The organism is Streptomyces sp. H27-H5, from assembly GCF_026627505.1.
In the GTDB taxonomy this organism is placed as follows: Bacteria; Actinomycetota; Actinomycetes; order Streptomycetales; family Streptomycetaceae; genus Streptomyces.
The window spans coordinates 59,688-77,653 of sequence record NZ_JAPNLK010000044.1; the positions used below are offsets into that span (position 1 = coordinate 59,688).

The following is a 17,966-nucleotide window of genomic DNA, read 5'->3' on the forward strand; positions in this document are numbered from 1 at the left end:
GGATGGGGCACCCGGGGCGAGGGGCCGGTCGGCTCGTCCTCGCCCCGGGGCGTTCACTGGGCGCGCTGGAAGTAGGGGCGCGTCCGCGCGGGCTGGTGCTCCTCGCACCGCCACCCGCACACGTACGGGCGTACGGGCCGGTCGCCGCATCGGGGGTTGCCGTGGTCGCACGCGGGCGGCGGCGGGGGCTCGGCGGCGCTCACGCGGCGAGGCCGAACCGCTCGGCGATATCGGCGCGGTACAGCAGGAACCGGATCGCGTGCGCGGCCTGCTGGGGCACGACGCCGTTCCCCAACGCCTTGAGCTGGGCCGGTCGGGACAGGCCCGGCACGGCCGTCACGTGGCCGTGGGCGAGGCCCATCATCCACTCGACGAACTCGGCGGTCAGGCGGCCTCGATCGTCAGTTGGCCGGGGTGCCGGTCGGCCCGTGACCGCTTCCCACCGCTCGACCGCGGGGGCGTACTGCCCCCACTCGATGCGGTCGCCGGAAACGCGCTGAGCACCATCTCGGGAAGGTTCGCCTTCCCCTCCTGCACTCGGCGTTCCGTCGATTCCGTCCGGGATACTGCTCCCTTCGCCCCGTCCAGCGCTCGCGGGGTCGGGAACATCGGCAACACCACTTCGGACAGCGGCGGCCGGAATCCCTCGCTCGCCCGTCGGCCGGGCGTCCCCGTGTCGCTCGCCCTCGGCGTCGGCAACAGGTGCTCGACCTCGTCGGCGAGAGTCGGGCCGTGCCCGCCCCGCTTCCTCTTGTCCGGGTGCTGCGACCCCCCGTTCACCGCGAGTTGAGCGGTCGGGGTCTTGAGCAGCCGGACGACCGCCGGTAGGCCGTCCTCGAACCCCACGCCCTTGCTGTCCCTCGCCCTGGGCGTCGGCAGCTGCGCGATGCGGGCGCGCAACGTGTCGTTGCGGTTCCCGTCCGGGGCCCCCGGCCCGTTCCACTCGCTCGTGGTCGGTGTCGGCAGCAGGCCACGCGATGATGAAAACGCGCTCACGCTGGTGCGGGGCCCCGATTTCGGATGCGCGCTGCACGTGCCATTCCGCATCGAACCCGAGGTCGGCCAAGTCGCCGAGAACGGCGCCGACAGCTCGAAGAGTGTCGGCGTCTCCGCCGTCCTCATCCACAGGCGTGCCGTCTGGTCCCACACCGCGAACGGCCTTGGCGGAGAGGAGTCCGCGAACATTCTCGATCACTACCAATCGGGGTCGGAGGATGGCTATCGCGCGGGCGACGTGGAACCACAGGCCGGACCTGGTGCCCTTGATTACGCGCTCGGGCGGCGGGCCCGCCGGGTCGGCGAGGTCGCGGGTGTTGAGTTCGGCAACCGCGGCGGCGGCGGCCATGCCGGACAGGCGCGAGGGGACGGCCCCGGACGGCGAGGCGGCCTCACACGTCGCGTGGTCGTGGTCGCCCCACCGGCAGTTGCCGCACAGCAGCGCGCCCGCGGGTACGACCGTGTCGCCGATGACGCCCGCGCGCTTGCCGGCGAGGCTCACGTCTTGGCACGGGAAACCGGCCGTGAGGATGTCGACCGGCTCGACGGCCGACCAGTCGACGGCCGTCACGTCGCCGTGGTTGGGCACGTGGGGCCAGTGGTGCGCGAGGATGCGCGCGGCGTACTGGTGCTTGTCGTCGGGGTCGTACTGGCAGTGCCACGCCACCGTTGCGCCGAGCAGGTCCATGACGGCCATGTCGAGGCCGCCGTATCCGGAGCACAGGGAACCGATCCGCAACCCGTCGGCCACGTCGAGGGCGAGCTGTCCGGGCACGTCGGTGAACCGCTCGGCGATCAGCTGCTCGGCTCGGTCGAGGGTGCGCGTCATGCTGCCTCGCCCCCCGCCGTGATCGCGGCGAGCTGCTGCGCGAGGGCGCCGGAACGCCACGCCTCGGCGGTCGTGTCCTTCCCGCCCTTGCGCCACGTGATCGCGTACGTCCTCGCCCTGGTCGGCTTGATCAGGACGCCGGGCACGTCGTGCACTTCACCCGTGGTCTTGTCGGCCACCTTCGCGGACCCGGCCGCGTCCATCTCGGCGAGCAGTTCCGCGAGCTTCCACGGCTTGACCTCGCGCACGATCCGGGTCGTGGTCCACTCCTCGTCGGGCCACGTCTTGCGGACCCACCGGGCGAGGGCTTCCTCGTCGGTGACGACCGGCCCCGTCTCGCCCTTGCGCAGCGAGATCGTGGCGACCTGCTCGCCGGTCGGCAGGGACGCGACGACGCGCTCGGTCCCGTCGCGCTTCTCGGCGGCGTCGAGGGCCTGCTGTGTGCGCGCCTTCACGTCCTTCTGAGCGGCGGCCACCCGCTCGGAAAGCAGCTTCAACACGGCGGCCTCGGTGGCGAGGTCGCGCAGCGACTCGACCGGCGGCGCGACGGCGGGCTCGGCGTCGAGCGGCTGCTCGTCGAACGTCGGCTCGCGACCGGCGGCGGCGTCAGCCTCGGCGGCGAGCCGGTTCATGCCGATGCGGTCCGTGATCGTGTCGTAGTGGTGCTGATCGATCGGGCTGTCGAACGTGGGCGCGCTCATGTGCTCGCCCCCTTCACGGCGTCGAGCAGGTCGTCGCGCATCTCGCGCAGCTGCTCGGGGGTGCCCTCGGCCGAGGTGCAGCCGTACTTGGAACTGAACAGCTGCTCGACCTCGGCGCGGTCGGTCACGCCCGCGCTGCGGGCGGCGTCGTAGAACTCGCCCACGGCGGCGGCCTGCTCCTCGACCGGCTTCCGCTGCTGCTGGGCGGCGGGCGCCTGCTGCTGCGGCTTCTGGGCGGCCTTGCGCCTCGCCTCGGCGATCTGGTCCAGCTGGGCGACGAACTCGGGTGGGGCCCCGGCGGCGACGGCGTCGGCGCGCACCTTGGCGAACGCATCGGGGTTCGGTGCCGCCTTGGCCTCGGCGAGGTAGTCGCGGCGCTGCTGGCGCTGCTGCTGGGCGGGGTTCTCCTGCTCCCACGGCCCCGGCTCGGCGCGGCTGCTGCGGCGCGGCTGCTGCCCACCCTGCCCGCCCTGCGGGCGCTGCTGCGGCGCGGTGGGGATCGGCGCGGTGTCGCGGTCGCTGTCGTCGACCGAACGGGAGTCGACCGGGATCATGAACACCCAGAACAACATGTACTTGAGGGCGGCACTCATGGCCTTGTTGGTGCTCTTGTCGCCGCTGTCCATGGCTTCGCCGGGCAGGGTCACGAGCAGGCAGTCACCAGCGGGCCCGTAGATGCGATACAGCATCTTGAGAACGGTGTGTGTGCCCTTCTCGCCGCGCGGGCGCTGCCGGTGCTCGACGACCTCGGGCGCGATGAAACAGCCGTGGTTGCGCATCGGGCCCGCCATGGCGGACATCGCGTCATCGACACCCCGGAACGCGTAGTTCTGCTGGGTGTTCTGCTGGTCCTTGCTGACCGGCATCACGTCTTTCATCACGCCGTGGATGACCTGGAACACGCGCGGGGAGTCGGCGGGAGCACCGGGCGGCGCGGGCTCGTACGCCGTCCGGACGGGCGCGGCGTCCTGGGCGGCCACGGGGACGGGGGCAGGCTGGTTCGGGTGCAGCTGGGTGACGGTCACGGGCGCGGGCTCCTGGGCTTGCTGTGCCGGATGCGACCGGCGAGGCGGGTGATACGGCCGGCGAGGGTGATCGCCGAATCGGGGTCGAGCAGGTCGTCGAGGTCGGCGGCGATCGGGGCCTCGGCGGCCAGAGCCTCGCGGCTCCCGTCGGCGGCGGCGGCGCGCATCGCCCGTTCGTACTCGGGCACGTCGTGCCCGTAGATCGCGCGGTCGAGGGCGGCGACGTTCTCGCCGTGGTGGGCGAGCAGGGCGCCGAGGGTGTCGGGGTCCTCGACGTACGCGAGGGCGAGGTCGTCGAGCAGCTGCTCGGCGCGGGCGGCGATCGGCAGACGGACGGCGAGGCCGTCGGCGGACAGCTGGGGGCGGATCATCGGTGCAGCTCCTCGGGCAGGGTCGGCGCGTCGAGGGCGAGGTCGCCGGTCGCGGCGTCGTAGGCGTGCGGGCGGGTCCAGTTGGCGGCGGGGAACGCCCGGCGCAGCAGGCCGAGGGCGGCGCGGTGCGCGAGCCGGTCGGCCTTGAGCGGCAGTCCGAGGGCGTCGTCAAGGGCGACCCACATCGCGACGCGCTGCTCGCCCTCGCGGTCGGTGGTCACGGGGACGATGCGCACTCGGGCGGTGCCCGGGGCGATCTGGTCCAACTGCCGGGCCAGTACGGCCGTGAGGGCGAGGCGTTTCCGTGCGGCGAGGGCTCCCTCGACGGCGGCGGCGGCGCGGGGGCGGGCGGTACGCTGAGCGGTGTTCACGATCGGTACCTCTCGGGGTTCAGTCGGGGAGGGCCGTCCGGGTCGCGACCGGGCGGCCTTTCGCATGTCAGGCGGCGGCGCGGTTCGGGGCGTCCTGCTCGGCCTGCTGGGCACGGCGGTTGCGCTCGATGCGGCGCAGGGCGAGTTCTGCCTCGGGGGCGAGGCGACCGTCGGCCCGGTCGCGGGCGATCCGGTCGAGGGCGCGGTCGAGAACGCGCCGCGCGTTGGCGAACGCCACCTCGCGCGGGATGACGGCCGAGGGGCCGGTCATGCGGCGGCCTGGGCGCTCGACTCGCGCAGTTTCAGCAGGCGAGAGGCGGGGATGCCGTACTCGTCCTGTACGGCGGCGGCGAGGTGGGCACTCGGCGCGGTCTTGCCGGTCCACAAACGCCAAGCCGTTGTGGGGGCAACTTTCAGCCGGGCTGCGAGGTCTGTGTAATGCCGGTCGCCTTTGTCGGTGGCAACTGCCACAAGGTGCGCACGGTCGTACATGGGCCGTTCCTTTCCGGTCAGACAGGCTGCCTGTCTGAACAGAAAGTAACACCTATCTTTCAGGAGTGAAAGTTAGGTGGGGTTGTCATGACCTCGTGACAGTGGGTGTTATGGCGTTGACAGGGGGGTACGTCCAGTACAGAATCGGACGTGCGTTCGAGACAAGAGCGCAGGTCACGGCCTGTGTTCATGCTGAAAGGGGGTGGATCGGTGCAACGACGCGCCATGTCTCAAACACCATGTGTCGCGCGAGACAGCTACGCGCTACATTTCACCCATGAAAAACAGAAAGCACGGCGCGACCGACCGTGCCCAGCAGTTCGCGGACTGGCTCCATCAGCAGTTGACCGCCAAGGGATACGACCTATCGGGGGCGCGCAGCGGGGGCAAAAGCCGCTTCGCCGAAGATTCGGGCATTAGCCCGTCAACCGTCGGGCGGTTGCTCGAAGGCAAGCGCGTCACGGACATGGACGTACTCGCCCGGCTCGCCGAAAACCTCGGCGTCACCCTCGGCACTGTCCTGCTCCGCGCCGGGATCGTCAGCACTGACGACCTGGTCGCCATACAGGAGCCGGAGACCGGCCCGGACGCGATGACGCCTGAGCAGGCAGCGACAGCCCTCAACATCACAGACCCACACAAGCGTGCCGTCTTTGTGTCCATGGCGAACACGCTGCAACAGCCACCCCCCGACACAGGCGAGGAACGACTCGCAGAGCACTGAACGCACGGAGGCACCGTTGAACGGCCGCAGCATGTACGCCCCGACCGTCGCAATCCTCGTAGCAGGCATCACCATCGGCCTACTCGGGATCTTCCAAGACGGGGGCGACGTATCGCGCGCCGGAATCCTGATCGCGTTCGCCAGCCTCCCCCCACTCTGCTACTGGCAGACGCAGCGCGCCCATGACGGAGTCGAGGACCAGGTCGCCGACGCCCACGAAGCCGGTTACCGCCTCGCCCTCGAACACGTCGCTAAGGGCCTGCTCAACAGGAAATCCGCACCGCCGGACGGCGGGACGCACGTCGAGCCGGTCGCCGACCGCGCCACCCTCGACGACGACCGCGCCGCCGGCGGTACTGCGGGCCCCGTTGTCCCCGACAACGTCCGCCCGCTGCGCCTCATCCGAGACGACGACGACGAACGGAAGATCGTATGACCCTTCCTGACATCCCATCCACGTTCCACGGCTTGCCGCACGCCGGCGAGCCGTGGATCGGCTATATCCGCGTGTCCACGTGGAAAGAGGAGAAGATCAGCCCCGAATTGCAGCGGACCGCAATTGAGCAGTGGGCCGCGCGCACCGGGCGCCACATCGTCGATTGGATCGTCGACCTCGACGAATCCGGGCGCCACTTCAAACGAAAGATCATGGGCGGTATCGAGCGCATCGAGCGGCGCGAGGTACGCGGCATCGCGGTGTGGAGGTACAGCAGGTTCGGGCGCAACCGGACCGGCAACGCCGCTAACCTCGCGCGCGTCGAGGCCGTCGGCGGCCTGCTGGAGTCGGCGACCGAACCCGTAGACGCGTCGACCGCCATCGGCCGGTTCGCGCGCGGCATGTACATGGAGTTCGCCGCGTTCGAGAGCGACCGCGCCGGGGAGCAGTGGAAAGAGACCCACGAGCACCGGCTCGCCGCCAAGCTGCCCGCCACCGGCCGCCCGCGGTTCGGGTACGTCTGGCACCGGCGACGCATCCCCGACGCGACCGCGCCGAGCGGCATCCGGCTGCAAGAGGAGCGGTACGCGCTGCACCCTGACCACGCGTCAGTGGTTGAGGAACTGTACGAGCGCAAGATCGAGGAACACGACGGCTTCAACGCCCTGGTGCACTGGCTCAATGAGGATTTGGCCATTCCCACCATGCGCGGCAAGGCGTGGGGGGTGAGCAGCGTCTCGCGGTACCTCGACTCAGGGTTCGCCGCCGGCTTCCTGCGGACCCACGACAAGAGGTGCCCTTGCGGGTACAGCAGCGGCACCACCAGCGGATGCCCCGACAACCGGTTCATCTACCTGCCCGGCGCACAGCCGCGAATCATCAGCCCCGACCAGTGGGAGGCGTTCAAGGAGCACAGGAAGATGGTCAAGGCGACGCCCCCGCGGGCCCGCAAAGCGACGTACCCCCTAACGGGCCTGCTCCGTCACGCGTACTGCCGGTTCCACATGAGCGCAGCGTCGTACACCAGCAAGGGCGTGCAGCTGCGCGGGCACATCCTCGTGTGCAGCCGGAACAAGTACGCGAACAGAATCGATTGCCCGAAGGGAATCAGCGTCAAGCGCGAGTACGTTGAGGGCGAGGTGTTGACGTGGCTCAAGCGCGAGGCCGCGCCGGGCATCGACGCCGCGCCGTCCATCCCCGAACAGCGAGCCGAGCCGGTCGAGGACCCGCGCGCACGTGTGCAGCGTGAGCGGGTGCGGCTGCAAGGCAAGTTGAGCAAGGTCGAGGGTGCCCTCGATCGGCTGGTCATGGACAACGCCATGAACCCGGGTAAGTACCCGGCGGACAGCTTCGCGCGCGTGCGCGACCAGTTCGCCGGCGAGAAGGGATCGATCATGAAGGCGTTGGCCGAACTGGGGGAGGCCGAGACGACGCCGACGCGCGAGGAGTACGTACCCCTGATGCTGGACCTGATCGAGGCGTGGCCGCACATGGACGCGATCGAGAAGAACGCACTTCTTCGGCAGGTGGTACGGCGGATCGTCTGCCACGACATCCGTACGGAGGGGTCGCGCTGGATCGAGACGCGGGTCGAGGTGCATCCCGTGTTCGAGCCGGACCCGTGGGCCCCGATCATGGGCGAGGTCGTCGCCCGTAAGGACGGACCGGCCGAACTGACCGGCTGACCAGCAGTTTTTTATTTGCCCCTTTAGGTGCACTGTTCCACGTGAACGCGTGGGGCCTGCCCCACGCCACGTTCATGACCGGCATCAACATGCTGATGCCGGACCGCTTCCTTCAGCCCGCCCCGCTCGCCGAGATGATCGAGCGGGAGAAGCCCACCCACGCCGCGGCCGTCCCCACCATCTGGCAGGGACTGCTCGCCGAGGTGACCGCCAACCCGCGCGACCTGACCTCGATGAAGCAGGTCACGATCGGCGGCGCGGCCTGTCCGCCCTCCCTCATGGAGGCGTACGAGAAGCTCGGCGTCCGCCTCTGTCACGCCTGGGGCATGACGGAGACCTCGCCGCTCGGCACCATGGCGCACCCGCCGGCCGGTCTGACCGCCGAGGAGGAGTGGCCGTACCGGATCACCCAGGGCCGATTCCCCGCAGGCGTCGAAGGGCGCCTGGTGGGACCCGGCGGCGACCACCTGCCGTGGGACGGCCGGTCGGCGGGCGAGCTGGAGGTGCGCGGCACCTGGATCGCGGGCGCCTACTACGGCGGCGCGGACGGCGAGCCGCTCCGTCCCGAGGACAAGTTCAGCGCGGACGGCTGGCTCAAGACCGGCGATGTCGGCGTGATCAGCGCCGACGGGTTCCTCACGCTGACCGACCGGGCCAAGGACGTCATCAAGTCCGGCGGCGAGTGGATCTCCAGCGTCGAGCTGGAGAACGCGCTGATGGCGCACCCGGAGGTGGCCGAGGCGGCGGTCGTGGCCGTCCCCGACGAGAAGTGGGGCGAGCGTCCGCTGGCCACGGTCGTCCGCACGCAGGGCGCGAGCGTCGACTACGCGGGGCTGCGCGCGTTCCTCGCCCAGTCGATCGCCAAGTGGCAGCTGCCGGAGCGCTGGGCCTTCGTGGACGCGGTGCCGAAGACGAGCGTCGGCAAGTTCGACAAGAAGGTGATCCGGAAGCAGTACGCGGACGGGGCACTGGAGGTCACCACGCTGGGCTAGCGCCCCTCGGCGGCGGTGAGTGGATCTCTCGCGACGAGCAGGGGAACGCGCCGTCGCCGGAGTCAGCCCCGGGTCAGCCAGGGCCGCAGCAGCTTGCTGACGGCGGGCATGGCCACGTAGGTCATGAGGGTGCTGAAGACGACCGCGAACGCCGCCGTGCGCACCACGAAGTGCAGATCCACCAGGTACGGCCCGAGCAGCGCGTTGCCCGCCAGCGAGATCGGGAAGATCGCCAGCCCCGAGCTGATCGCCATCTTCCAGCGCGGCGGCGCGGGCCGGGTCGTACCCGGCTTGGCGAACCAGGTCTCCATGCCGTGGAGTTCCCGCCGGGCTATCTCGGTGTGGTGGTGCCCGAGGCAGTTGGAGAACCACTGCGCCCGCTCGGCGGAGTCCTGCCACCGGTGGAACGCGGCCTCGTTGCGGAAGCGGTGCACCAGGAACCAGGGCCCGCCCTCCGAGGACGGGCGGAACAACCCGTAGCCGAGGTGGTCCGGGAAGCTCGCGGCGGTCTCCAGGATCCCGTGGGCCCAGGCCTCGAACGTCTCCTCGTGGCCCGGCTCCACCTGACGGGCGATGAGCAGGTTCACCTCCCCGTTGTCGGCGGGGACGGTGTGCTCGGTCGTGTCGATGATGGCCATGCGGCCAGGATGACTAGTTGGTGCCGATCTTTGCCAGCAGGTCCACGATGCGGCCCTGCACGTCCGCGGTCGTGGCCCGTTCGGCGAGGAACAGGACGCTCTCGCCCGAGGCCAGCCGCGGCAGTTCGGCCGGGTCGATCCCGGCGGTCGTGTAGACGACCAGCGGGGTCCGGTTCAACTGTCCGTTGGCACGCAACCAGTCCACGATCCCGGCCCGACGGCGCCGGACCTGCATCAGGTCCATGACCACCAGGTTGGGGCGCATCCGGGTCGCCAGCTCGACGGCGTCCGTGTCGGCGCCCGCCCGTGCCACCTGCATCCCGCGCCGCTCCAGGGCGGCGCTCAGGGCGATGGCGATCTCCTCGTGCTCCTCGATCAGCAGGACCCGGGACGGGTGCTGCTCGCTGTCGCGGGGCGCGAGCGCCTTGAGCAGGACGGCCGGATCGGCGCCGTACGCGGCCTCGCGCGTGGCGTGTCCCAGCCCGGCCGTGACCAGGACCGGAACCTCGGCGGCCACCGCGGCCTGACGCAGCGACTGCAGGGCCGTCCGGGTGATCGGCCCGGTCAGCGGGTCGACGAACAGCGCCGCGGGGAAGGCGGCGATCTGCGCGTCCACCTCCTCGCGGGAGTTCACGATCACCGGGCGGTAGCCGCGGTCGCTGAGGGCCTGCTGCGTCTGCGCGTCGGGCGCGGGCCACACGAGCAGCCGGCGCGGGTTGTCCAACGGCTCCGGCGGCAGTTCGTCGTCCACGGGACGGGGCACGGGCCGGTTGACCACCTCGACGGCGCCACCGGGGCCGTCCAGCGGCTCGGGGCCCTCGGCGGAGCCCGCCTCGGGTGCCCCTATGGCGAAGGCACGTCCCTGAGCGGCGGGTTCGGCGAGTCGGCGCCTGCGACCGGAGCCGCTCGCGTCGACGGAGATGCCCTGGCCCAGGGTGCCGAGGGCGCGCACGCTGATCGGCTGCGCGGCCTCCGCCGGGGCGTCCTGCGGCTGCCGGGCACCGGGGACGGCGGCCGACGCGGCCTGGTCGTCCTCGACTGAGGTCCGGGCGGCGGGTACCGGCCACGCCGGGGTGGCGGGCAGGGCGCGGCGCCGACCGGTGGGGTGGGCCGGGTCGGCGGCTTCCTGCGCACCTGCCTCGGGCGCGGTGTCGGGGCTCTCGGGCTCCGAGGCCGGGGCACCGAGCACCCGCCGGCCGCGGCGTCCGCCCGGAGCGTCGGAGTCGGCCTCGGCGGGAGCGGGCGCGGAACCGGCCATCGCGGGCGCCTGCGGTGCGGCCGGGGCGGGCCCCGGAACCGGGCTCGCCGCCGGGGTCGGGCCGGCGGGCAGCGCGAAGCCGCCCTCGGGGGCGATGGGGCGCTGCGGGACGGGCGGTACGAGGCCGGTCGCAGGTACGGGCCCGCCGGGCTGCGCGGGCGGACCCGCGGGCCCCAGCGCCCGCCGTCGCCCCGCGGGATGCTCGGACACCGGGACCGGCGGTACGGGCGGCAGCGCGGGCATCGCGTTGCCCTGCGGGGGCACGGGCCGACCGGAGCCGCCCTGGCCGCCGTTCACACCGTTCTGGGGACCTCGGGCGGGGCCGGCCGCGGCGCCGTTCCCGCTGCCGTCGCCGTCCCGACCCCGGCGGCGTCCGGTGCCCAGGCCCGCCGGGTTCACCGGGGACTGCGCCAGCCCGGATCCCGTCGGACCGGAGTCGGCGGGGCTGCCGTCGGCCCGTCGCCGTCCGGACGGCAGCGCCAGCGCGCTCCCGCCGCCACCCTGGCCGGGGCCGCGCCCCTCGGGGGCCTTCGGCTCCTCGGCCTCGTCGTCCAGGAACGCGTCCACGCCGCTGCGCCGTGCGCGCCGGCCGCCGGACTCGCCCTTGCCGTCGTGGCCCGGCTTGTCCTCGGGAGCCTTGTCCTCGGGCTCCTTCGGCGGTTCCGGCAGGGTCACCGTGCCGGCTCCCGCACCCAGCGGGAACTCCAGCACGTACGCACCGCCCGGCGCACCCGGGACCTCGACCGTCTGCAACACACCGCCGTGCGCGGCCACGATGCCCCGCACGATCGGCTCGTGCACGGGGTTGCCCCCCTCGTAGGGCCCGCGCACCTCGATCCGTACGACGTCACCGCGCTGCGCGGCGGCCACGACGATCGTCGAGTCGGCGTACCCGCTGCCCTGTGCGGTCTTGCCGGTGGCGTCCACCCCGGCCACGTCCGCGACCAGATGCGCGAGGGCGGCCGCGACACGGTCCGCGTCCACCTCGGCCTCGATGGTCGGCGCGTGCACGGCGAACTGCGCCCGGCCCGGCCCGATCAGCTCGACCGCGCCGTCGACGCCGGCCGCGACGACCGTGTTGATCAGGACCTTCTTCTTGTCGAGCTTGTCGCTGCCCGCGTCCAGCCGTTGGAAGCCGAGCACGTTGTCCACGAGCGTGGTCATCCGCGAGTACCCGGCGGCCAGGTGGTGCAGCAGCTGGTTGGCCTCCGGCCACAGCTGACCGGCGTCGTCGGCCGCCAGAGTCGCCAGTTCGCGGCGCAGTTCGGCCAGCGGACCGCGCAGGGAGTCGTCGAGCAGCGCCATCAACTGGGCGTTGCGGGCCGCGAGGGCGTCGTACGGCCGCCGGTCCGTGAACGTCATGACGGCGCCGACGAGCAGCTCCCCGTCCCGTACGGGCGAGGTGGTGAGGTCGACGGAGACGGGCTGTCCCGACTTGTTCCACAGGACCTGGCCGCGGACCCGGTGCTTGCGCCCGCTGCGCAGGGTGTCGGCGAGGGGCGATTCCTCGAACGGGAACGGCGAGCCGTCGGCGCGGGAGTGCTGGATCAGCCCGTGCAGCTCGCGGTTGCCGAGGTCGGTGGCCCGGTATCCGAGGATCTGCGCCGCGGCCGGATTGACCAGCACGACCCGACCGTCGGTGTCGGTACCCACCACGCCCTCGGCGGCGGCCCGCAGGATCATCTCGGTCTGCCGCTGGGAACGGGCCAGCTCGGCCTCGGTGTCCACCGTCTCGGAAAGATCCCGTACGACGAGCATGAGCAGTTCGTCACCGGTGTAGGACGGGGCGGGCTCGCGGTAGGCGTCGCGGCCGTCGAGGTGGGCGCTGGTGACCTCGACGGGGAACTCGGTTCCGTCGGTGCGCCGCGCGGTCATCCGCTTCGGCTTGGCGCGCCCGCCCTCGTCGTCGCCGGGCCGACGCATGGAGCCGGGGATCAACTTGGAGTCGAACTCGGGCAGCAGGTCGAGCACACCGCGCCCGACGAGCCCGGTGCCGGGACTCTCCATGATTTCGAGGGCGATCGAATTCGCGTTGACGACCGTGCCGTTGGCGTTGACGAGCAACAGCGCGTCGGGAAGAGCGTCGAGTATTGCTGCGAGGCGAGCAGCGCCTCGGGATGGCCTGCTGCTCACGACGAGCTTCCTCCCTGACCACGACTACCGGCATGTCACGGGAGGAGTCTAAGGGCACGGGCCCTCGGCGGGGCGGCGGATGTGCGGTGTATTCCGCCCATCCTTCGCATCCTCCCAGGTCAGGCACGCCCACTCGGAAGCACAGGTTCCATGTTGTTCCAACGGGCGATGTCGCATCCGTTCGTTCGCCGGAACGTCGCGTCCACCTTCTTCCCGTCCCACGTACCGGTGATCCGGGCGGTGGCGGGCCCGCCGTCGACCATGGTGCAGAACTGCCGCTTCGAGAGGGGAGCGAAGGGGTTCTCGCCGTTCTTCGCGAAGGTGTCGAGCCGGGCGCAGGCGTCCTGGGCTCGGGGGTGGTTGCCGCCGACCGGGTCGCACTCAAGGGAGTAGTCGCCGTCGGCGAGCGGGTTGCCGGTGTTGGACACGGCGACGGTCAGCCGGTCGGGAGCAGCCGCCGGCGCCGACAGCAGGTTCAGGGGCAAGGGTGGCAGCGGTCCGGCGGCCGCTGCGGCCAGGGCGGAGGTGACGGCGAAGGCGGCGAGACGCAGCATGTGGCACTCCAGGTCGTCCGTACGTCGTACGCCTCACCAACGACGTGCCGGCCCCGACGTTGCGCGCGGTCCGCTGCGTGCGTGTGTGCGTGCCCCGCGCGCCGCCGCCTTCGGGACGGCTGCCCGGTTCCGCGGAACGCCCGCCGGTACACCCGTTGGTGCGTCCCTCACCGCGCCCGCCGTACGCCCGCCTCAAGCCCCTCGACACCGGTGCCGCGCGCGGGCTCCTAAGCCTTTGCCCTGGACCTGTCGTTCCTTGTACCGTGGGAGCGGATTGGTGACCGGCCCCGGGCCTATGTCATCATCTGCACGCACCTTCGTACGCGGGGGTGTGCTGGAGGCGTCGCCTAGTCCGGTCTATGGCGCCGCACTGCTAATGCGGTTTGGGGCTTACCCCCCATCGAGGGTTCAAATCCCTCCGCCTCCGCACCTCACCGAAGCCCCGGTCCTCAGGACCGGGGCTTCGGTGCGTTCGGGCCTCTTCGGGCCGCCGTCTCGTGATCCCCGTGATCGCTGTGATCGTCTTCGCATGAATGCCGCGTGGGTGTTTTCCGGACGACTCGTCGACGGCTTCCGGCCGCTCCCCGGTCCCGGCGCGCCGCGGCGGGGTTCCGCGCCCGTGATCACGCCGCGAGCCCTCGCGGACCCCTCGGCAGCCCGGTCGGGGGCACTTTCCGAAACCGGCCAGATGATCTTCTTCTGGGGCGTTTTCGCAGGTCAGTAGCGGTGGGGCTAATGGATTTCGCGTCCCGCCGAGGTCCATGTATTGTTGTTCTCGCAAGGCCAACGGGGCGCAAAACCCCGGGAAGCCCAAGCACTCGTAGCTTAACGGATAGAGCATCTGACTACGGATCAGAAGGTTGCAGGTTCGAATCCTGCCGAGTGCACAGCAGGCCAGAGGCCCCAGACGAGAGTCTGGGGCCTCTGCCGTTTAGGCGGTACAGCAGCGAAGTACAGCAACCGCCTCAGCCGCCGTTGCCCCCCATCGCCTCGGACAGCTTGCCGATCGCGTCTCGCACCTCTTCCTCGCTCGCTTCGGCGTAGACCTCCATCGTCATGGCGATCTGCGAGTGCCGAAGGATCCGCTGGGCCACCTTCGGGTGGACTTTGAGCGCGACCAGGAGCGAGCTGCACGTGTGCCGGGTGTTCCGGAGCGGGATCACCCGCAGGCCGGCCCGTCGAGCCCGCAGCGCGAACATTCGGGTCAGGTTCCCCGGCTCGATCGGCGTCCCGTACTTCGTCGTGAAGACCAGGCCGTGACCGTCCTGCCACAGCTCACCGGCCGCCTTCCGGTCCCCGATCTGCTGAGCCCGCCGCATCCGCAGTGCCTTGAGGCAGAGGGAGGGCAGCGGCAGGAAGTCGTCAGAGTCCTCGGTCTTGGTCTCCCGGTGCAGGATCTGCCGGCCGGCCCGCTGGATCTGATGATCGACGTACAGCTCACCGGCGTCGAAGTCGATCGACTTCCACGTCAGACCCAGCACCTCCCCGCGGCGCAGCCCGAGGCAGAGGACGAGCATCCACGCGGCGAAGAGCTGATCTTCCCGTACGACTCCGTCCGCCAGGAACCGGCCCGCCTCGACCACGGACCACGGCTTGATCCGCTTGCGGCGAGGCTTGGGCACCTTCACGAGGGAGGCGACGTTCTTGCCGATCTCCTCCTCGGTGACGGCGTGGGTGAGGGCGGCCCGCAGCGCGTCACGCGAACCCTGGATCACGCGTCGGGACGGGTAAGACTCGCAGCAGTCACCCACGGCACAGCACCGGCGACTCTCGGGGGCTCGCTTCGCGTCCTTGCCCTGGGCGCAGCACTGGCAGATCGTCGCCAGCTTGGTCAGCCACTCGCGCACGTCCCGGACGGTCAGCTTGTCGATCCGCCTGGTGCCGAGGTGCGGGGCGATGTAGAGCCGCACGTATCCCTCGTACGAGACGTAGGAGAGCGGGGCCAGGTTGGGCTTCACGATCGAGTCGAGCCAGTAGGAGAGGAAGGCGGAGACCGTCCGGTGCCGGGTGGCGACGGGCCCTCTTTTCGCTTCCGCGTGCAGGTTCAGCCACTTCTCGTGGACCTCCTCGCGCGTCTTCCCGTAGGCGTACTTCCGGGCGCGCTTGCCGTCCGGCTTGGTGACCCAGACGTAGGCGGCGTAGCCGTTCTTGTACGGGTAGATCGAGCCCTCACCGTTGCCCCGCTTGCCGCTCATGCCGCCCACCCCTCGGCGCCCGCGGTGATGCGCTCGATGTACTCATCGACCCAGGCCGGGAGGATGCGGCGGTTGCGCCCCACCTTCACCGAACGGATCTCCCCGGTGAGCACGAGCATCTTGGTCTTGGACAGGCCGAAGCCGAGCATTTCGGCGACCTCGGCGGTGGTGTGCCACTTCCGCTGGATGACTACGGCAGCCACGCGGTCTCTCCTTCCGATTCGGACAGTTCGGCCCGCATCTCGCGAGCGTGTTCACGGTTGTGCTGGAGGTCCCGACGGACGTTGGCGGCGAGCCAGGATTCACCGGGCGTGTGGCCGTGGCCGGCGTAGGACCAGTGGGCGACGACGAGGAGGGTGGTCTCCGGGTGGTCGTCGGGGTCGGGCAGGCCGAGCGAGGCGCGTTGTTGGGCGGCGCGGTAGTCCGCGCGGACCTGGCGTAAGGCGCCGAGGGTGGTCGAGTATCGGCGGGACTTGGTGGAGAAGTGCCCGCGGAAGCCGAGCATGTGAGCCCAGGCCCGCAGTCGGCGTTCGGGGTAGGCGCGGTCGAGGTCCATGCAGGCTTCCATGAGCCGGCGGGGGTGGTCGGGAACGCCGAGGAGGAGAAGCGCCTCCTTGTTGCCCACCGGATGGTCCACGGTGCCGGTGGTCTCGGCGGCCTTGGTGGCGTACTTGGCGACGTAGGAGGCGACCGCCTGTTCCGTCAGGTCTTCCCCGTTGCCGAAGGCGCCGATGGGCTGCACGTCGAGCTGATCGCCCCACAGGAGCACCCAGTCGTTGGCATAGCCGTGGTCCGGGTTGGCGGGCACCACGACGCGGGCGCGGGTGGCGGCGGCGCGGATGGCGTCGGTGAGGAGGTCGAGAGTGGCCCAGGCGGGTGGTGGGCTGTGGGGGCCGTCCGGTCCGTCGAAGCGAATCACGGCGTGGAAGTGCACGGCTCCGCGCTTCTGGTACTCGGCGACCTTGCCGAAGGAGACGCGGGACTGTTCGCGGGCGGCTTTCTGTGTCAGGCCGGCGCGGGCGGCGATCTCTCGGCGGAGGTAGATCGTGAAGTAGCGCCACAGTTCGGAGGCGTGGTTGTTCCACAGCACTGCACCGGCGTAGTCGTACGTGTCCGGGTCGAGCGGGGTGCCGAGTTCGGGTGCGTCCTCGGGGTGGCGGGTGCCGCAGCGGCAGGGGCGGGTGCCGGGGCGGTTGTGGACCGGGCCGAAGGAGGGGGCGGTGAGGGTGGCGAAGACGCGGGGGTGGTCGCGGATCGTGTCGGGGGTGCCCTTGGCGGGGTCGCCGACGAGGCCGGCGCGGATCAGGTGGTAGGTGTCGCCGGCGTAGGTCCAGGCGCAGGCGGGGCAGCGGGAGGCACGGCGGTTGCCGCAGGCGACGCGGAGGACGCCGCCGGGTTCGGAGTCGGTGTTGTAGGCGTGGATCACGGTGCGGGTGGCCGGGTCCATGAGCTTGGTGCCGCCGGAGAGGCGGATCGGCGCGGCGCATCCTCCGGTTCGGTGGATCTGTTCGTGGAGGCGGTCGAAGCCGGGGGCCCCGGCCACGCGGAGCAGATCGCTCAGGGTGGCCGGGTCCAGGCCCGCCAGGGTGGCGGCGTCGGTCATGCGGCCAGCTCCAGCCGGACCGGTACCAGCGAGCGCAGAACGGCGGTGGCGAGTGGGGCGGGGACCGCGTTGCCGATCTGCTCGAACTGCTTGGTGCGGGAGCCGGCCCACGGGTAGGTGGCGGAGAAGCCTTGGAGGACGGCGGCCTCCGCGACGGACAAGCGGCGAATCGCGGTGCCGTCGGCCTCGATCCAAGAGACGTCGTTGAGGGCCTTGGCGAACAGGAGGGTGGGGGCCGGCTGATCAAGTCGACGGCGGGTTGAGGCGGGCCGGTTGCCGACCCTGAGCATCCAGGAGCGCGCCCTTCCGGTGATTGCCCATGACGGGCCGGTGGTGGGGAATCGGCTGCCCCCGGTGGTGTGGTTTCCACGTGTGATCACGTCACCCGGCGCGCAGCCCAAGACGTCGCCCATGGTCCGCCAAGAGGGAAGTCCGTCGCCGAAGAGGTCAGCGAGGGTGCCGCCGTCAGCGTGGGTGGGTTCCGGTGGCAGCGCGGGGCGGGTGCGGGAGGCGAGGAGGAAGGCGCGGCGCCGGGTCTGTGCCAAGCCGAAGTCGGCGGCATTGAGTACACCGGTCCAGGTCGAGTAGCCGGCGCCGGCCAAGAGGCGCGCCGTGTGCTCGAACAAGGGCAGCACCGCGGGAACTTCTTCGAGGGCGATCCAGTCCGGGCGCAGGGCGAGGGCGTAGCGCAGGGGCTCAACGACGAGCAGGGATCGCGAGTCCATGCACGCGGCCAGCAAGGTGCTTCGAGAGTCGTATCCACGGGCGATGTCATCCAAGGCCTGGTGACACAGGGGCAGATCGGTGTTTCCCGCACGTAGTCCGGCGGCGCTGAACCTCGATCCACCGTGTAGTGGTCGGGCTGTGGACGGAGAAACCAGAAGAGGTGCCTGCTGACCTGGGATGATGGGAGTTCTGACGCTTCCACCAGTACCAACCAGCAAGGCACCTCTGAAGTGAAAT

18 protein-coding genes, 2 tRNA genes and 1 pseudogene are annotated in these 17,966 nt (G+C 71.0%); 6 read left to right on the forward strand and 15 right to left on the reverse strand.

Features of this window, described 5'->3' with window-relative positions; all coding sequences use genetic code 11:
• Positions 1–53 precede the first annotated feature (53 nt).
• The 8 genes from OTB19_RS22250 to OTB19_RS22285 form a co-directional block, all read right to left on the reverse strand.
• Positions 54–203: a hypothetical protein gene (locus tag OTB19_RS22250; protein ID WP_267800124.1), complete on the reverse strand. Its 150-nt coding sequence runs from the start codon at positions 201–203 to the stop codon at positions 54–56.
• On the reverse strand, positions 200–1,771 hold the full coding sequence (locus tag OTB19_RS22255) for a DNA cytosine methyltransferase (protein ID WP_267800125.1): 1,572 nt from the start codon (positions 1,769–1,771) through the stop codon (positions 200–202). Before OTB19_RS22255 ends, OTB19_RS22250 begins: the two co-directional genes overlap by 4 nt.
• A gap of 50 nt (positions 1,772–1,821) precedes the next feature.
• On the reverse strand, positions 1,822–2,526 hold the full coding sequence (locus tag OTB19_RS22260; protein WP_267800126.1) for a hypothetical protein: 705 nt from the start codon (positions 2,524–2,526) through the stop codon (positions 1,822–1,824).
• On the reverse strand, positions 2,523–3,551 hold the full coding sequence (locus OTB19_RS22265) for an ERF family protein (protein WP_267800127.1): 1,029 nt from the start codon (positions 3,549–3,551) through the stop codon (positions 2,523–2,525). The genes OTB19_RS22260 and OTB19_RS22265 overlap by 4 nt, the downstream gene beginning before the upstream one ends.
• Positions 3,548–3,922: a hypothetical protein gene (locus OTB19_RS22270; protein ID WP_267800128.1), complete on the reverse strand. Its 375-nt coding sequence runs from the start codon at positions 3,920–3,922 to the stop codon at positions 3,548–3,550. The genes OTB19_RS22265 and OTB19_RS22270 overlap by 4 nt, the downstream gene beginning before the upstream one ends.
• A complete protein-coding gene (locus OTB19_RS22275) occupies positions 3,919–4,293 on the reverse strand; it encodes a hypothetical protein (protein ID WP_267800129.1) in 375 nt (124 codons plus the stop codon). Before OTB19_RS22275 ends, OTB19_RS22270 begins: the two co-directional genes overlap by 4 nt.
• 67 nt (positions 4,294–4,360) lie before the next feature.
• Positions 4,361–4,564 carry a hypothetical protein gene (locus OTB19_RS22280; RefSeq protein WP_267800130.1) on the reverse strand — a complete coding sequence of 68 codons (204 nt, stop codon included), beginning with the start codon at positions 4,562–4,564 and terminating at the stop codon, positions 4,361–4,363.
• On the reverse strand, positions 4,561–4,785 hold the full coding sequence (locus tag OTB19_RS22285; protein WP_267800131.1) for an XRE family transcriptional regulator: 225 nt from the start codon (positions 4,783–4,785) through the stop codon (positions 4,561–4,563). Before OTB19_RS22285 ends, OTB19_RS22280 begins: the two co-directional genes overlap by 4 nt.
• 277 nt (positions 4,786–5,062) lie before the next feature.
• Here OTB19_RS22285 and OTB19_RS22290 point away from each other — a divergent pair, with 277 nt between their 5' ends.
• The 4 genes and pseudogenes from OTB19_RS22290 to OTB19_RS22305 all read left to right on the forward strand — a co-directional run.
• Complete coding sequence (locus OTB19_RS22290) at positions 5,063–5,509, forward strand: helix-turn-helix domain-containing protein (RefSeq protein ID WP_267800132.1); 447 nt, start codon at positions 5,063–5,065, stop codon at positions 5,507–5,509.
• 16 nt (positions 5,510–5,525) lie between these two features.
• Entirely contained in the window at positions 5,526–5,945 is a 420-nt protein-coding gene (locus OTB19_RS22295; protein ID WP_267800133.1) for a hypothetical protein, read from the forward strand.
• A 32-nt stretch (positions 5,946–5,977) separates the two neighbouring features.
• Positions 5,978–7,630, forward strand: coding sequence for a recombinase family protein (locus OTB19_RS22300; RefSeq protein ID WP_267800134.1), 1,653 nt, complete (start codon positions 5,978–5,980; stop codon positions 7,628–7,630).
• Between the two features lie 35 nt (positions 7,631–7,665).
• Positions 7,666–8,622: pseudogene (locus OTB19_RS22305) on the forward strand (AMP-binding protein); the annotation flags it as partial.
• 62 nt (positions 8,623–8,684) lie between these two features.
• On the opposite strand, the gene OTB19_RS22310 reads toward OTB19_RS22305, so the two are convergent.
• From OTB19_RS22310 to OTB19_RS22320, 3 genes are all read right to left on the reverse strand, one after another.
• Positions 8,685–9,260 (reverse strand): antibiotic biosynthesis monooxygenase, encoded by a 576-nt coding sequence (locus OTB19_RS22310; RefSeq protein WP_267800135.1) that lies wholly within the window; start codon positions 9,258–9,260, stop codon positions 8,685–8,687.
• Positions 9,261–9,273: 13 nt separating this feature from the next.
• Positions 9,274–12,651: a PAS domain-containing protein gene (locus OTB19_RS22315; protein WP_267800136.1), complete on the reverse strand. Its 3,378-nt coding sequence runs from the start codon at positions 12,649–12,651 to the stop codon at positions 9,274–9,276.
• A gap of 119 nt (positions 12,652–12,770) precedes the next feature.
• The gene (locus OTB19_RS22320; RefSeq protein WP_267800137.1) at positions 12,771–13,205 is read right to left on the reverse strand and encodes an SSI family serine proteinase inhibitor; all 435 of its coding nucleotides are present in this window, start codon (positions 13,203–13,205) and stop codon (positions 12,771–12,773) included.
• 336 nt (positions 13,206–13,541) lie between these two features.
• Between OTB19_RS22320 and OTB19_RS22325 the strand changes: the two genes are divergently transcribed.
• Positions 13,542–13,632: transfer RNA gene (locus OTB19_RS22325), tRNA-Ser, on the forward strand.
• Between the two features lie 387 nt (positions 13,633–14,019).
• Positions 14,020–14,092 (forward strand) — tRNA-Arg (locus tag OTB19_RS22330).
• A 78-nt stretch (positions 14,093–14,170) separates the two neighbouring features.
• Here OTB19_RS22330 and OTB19_RS22335 read toward each other — a convergent pair.
• From OTB19_RS22335 to OTB19_RS22350, 4 genes are read right to left on the reverse strand one after another with little or no spacing between them, the layout of a single operon-like run.
• Positions 14,171–15,409, reverse strand: coding sequence for a site-specific integrase (locus OTB19_RS22335; RefSeq protein ID WP_267800138.1), 1,239 nt, complete (start codon positions 15,407–15,409; stop codon positions 14,171–14,173).
• The gene (locus tag OTB19_RS22340) at positions 15,397–15,603 is read right to left on the reverse strand and encodes an excisionase family DNA-binding protein (RefSeq protein WP_267800139.1); all 207 of its coding nucleotides are present in this window, start codon (positions 15,601–15,603) and stop codon (positions 15,397–15,399) included. The genes OTB19_RS22335 and OTB19_RS22340 overlap by 13 nt, the downstream gene beginning before the upstream one ends.
• Complete coding sequence (gene repSA, locus OTB19_RS22345) at positions 15,591–17,003, reverse strand: replication initiator protein RepSA (RefSeq protein ID WP_267800140.1); 1,413 nt, start codon at positions 17,001–17,003, stop codon at positions 15,591–15,593. The genes OTB19_RS22340 and repSA overlap by 13 nt, the downstream gene beginning before the upstream one ends.
• The gene (locus OTB19_RS22350; protein WP_267800141.1) at positions 17,000–17,728 is read right to left on the reverse strand and encodes a DNA cytosine methyltransferase; all 729 of its coding nucleotides are present in this window, start codon (positions 17,726–17,728) and stop codon (positions 17,000–17,002) included. Before OTB19_RS22350 ends, repSA begins: the two co-directional genes overlap by 4 nt.
• Between the last annotated feature and the right edge of the window lie 238 nt (positions 17,729–17,966).

Bases quoted from the DNA above. Each gene is read 5' to 3' on its own strand.
- OTB19_RS22285 (WP_267800131.1), bottom strand. From the start codon at position 4,785: ATGTACGACCGTGCGCACCTTGTGGCAGTTGCCACCGACAAAGGCGAC.
- OTB19_RS22270 (WP_267800128.1), bottom strand. From the start codon at position 3,922: ATGATCCGCCCCCAGCTGTCCGCCGACGGCCTCGCCGTCCGTCTGCCG.
- OTB19_RS22260 (WP_267800126.1), bottom strand. From the start codon at position 2,526: ATGAGCGCGCCCACGTTCGACAGCCCGATCGATCAGCACCACTACGAC.
- OTB19_RS22290 (WP_267800132.1), top strand. From the start codon at position 5,063: ATGAAAAACAGAAAGCACGGCGCGACCGACCGTGCCCAGCAGTTCGCG.
- OTB19_RS22280 (WP_267800130.1), bottom strand. From the start codon at position 4,564: ATGACCGGCCCCTCGGCCGTCATCCCGCGCGAGGTGGCGTTCGCCAAC.
- repSA (WP_267800140.1), bottom strand. From the start codon at position 17,003: ATGACCGACGCCGCCACCCTGGCGGGCCTGGACCCGGCCACCCTGAGC.
- OTB19_RS22320 (WP_267800137.1), bottom strand. From the start codon at position 13,205: ATGCTGCGTCTCGCCGCCTTCGCCGTCACCTCCGCCCTGGCCGCAGCG.
- OTB19_RS22310 (WP_267800135.1), bottom strand. From the start codon at position 9,260: ATGGCCATCATCGACACGACCGAGCACACCGTCCCCGCCGACAACGGG.
- OTB19_RS22350 (WP_267800141.1), bottom strand. From the start codon at position 17,728: ATGGACTCGCGATCCCTGCTCGTCGTTGAGCCCCTGCGCTACGCCCTC.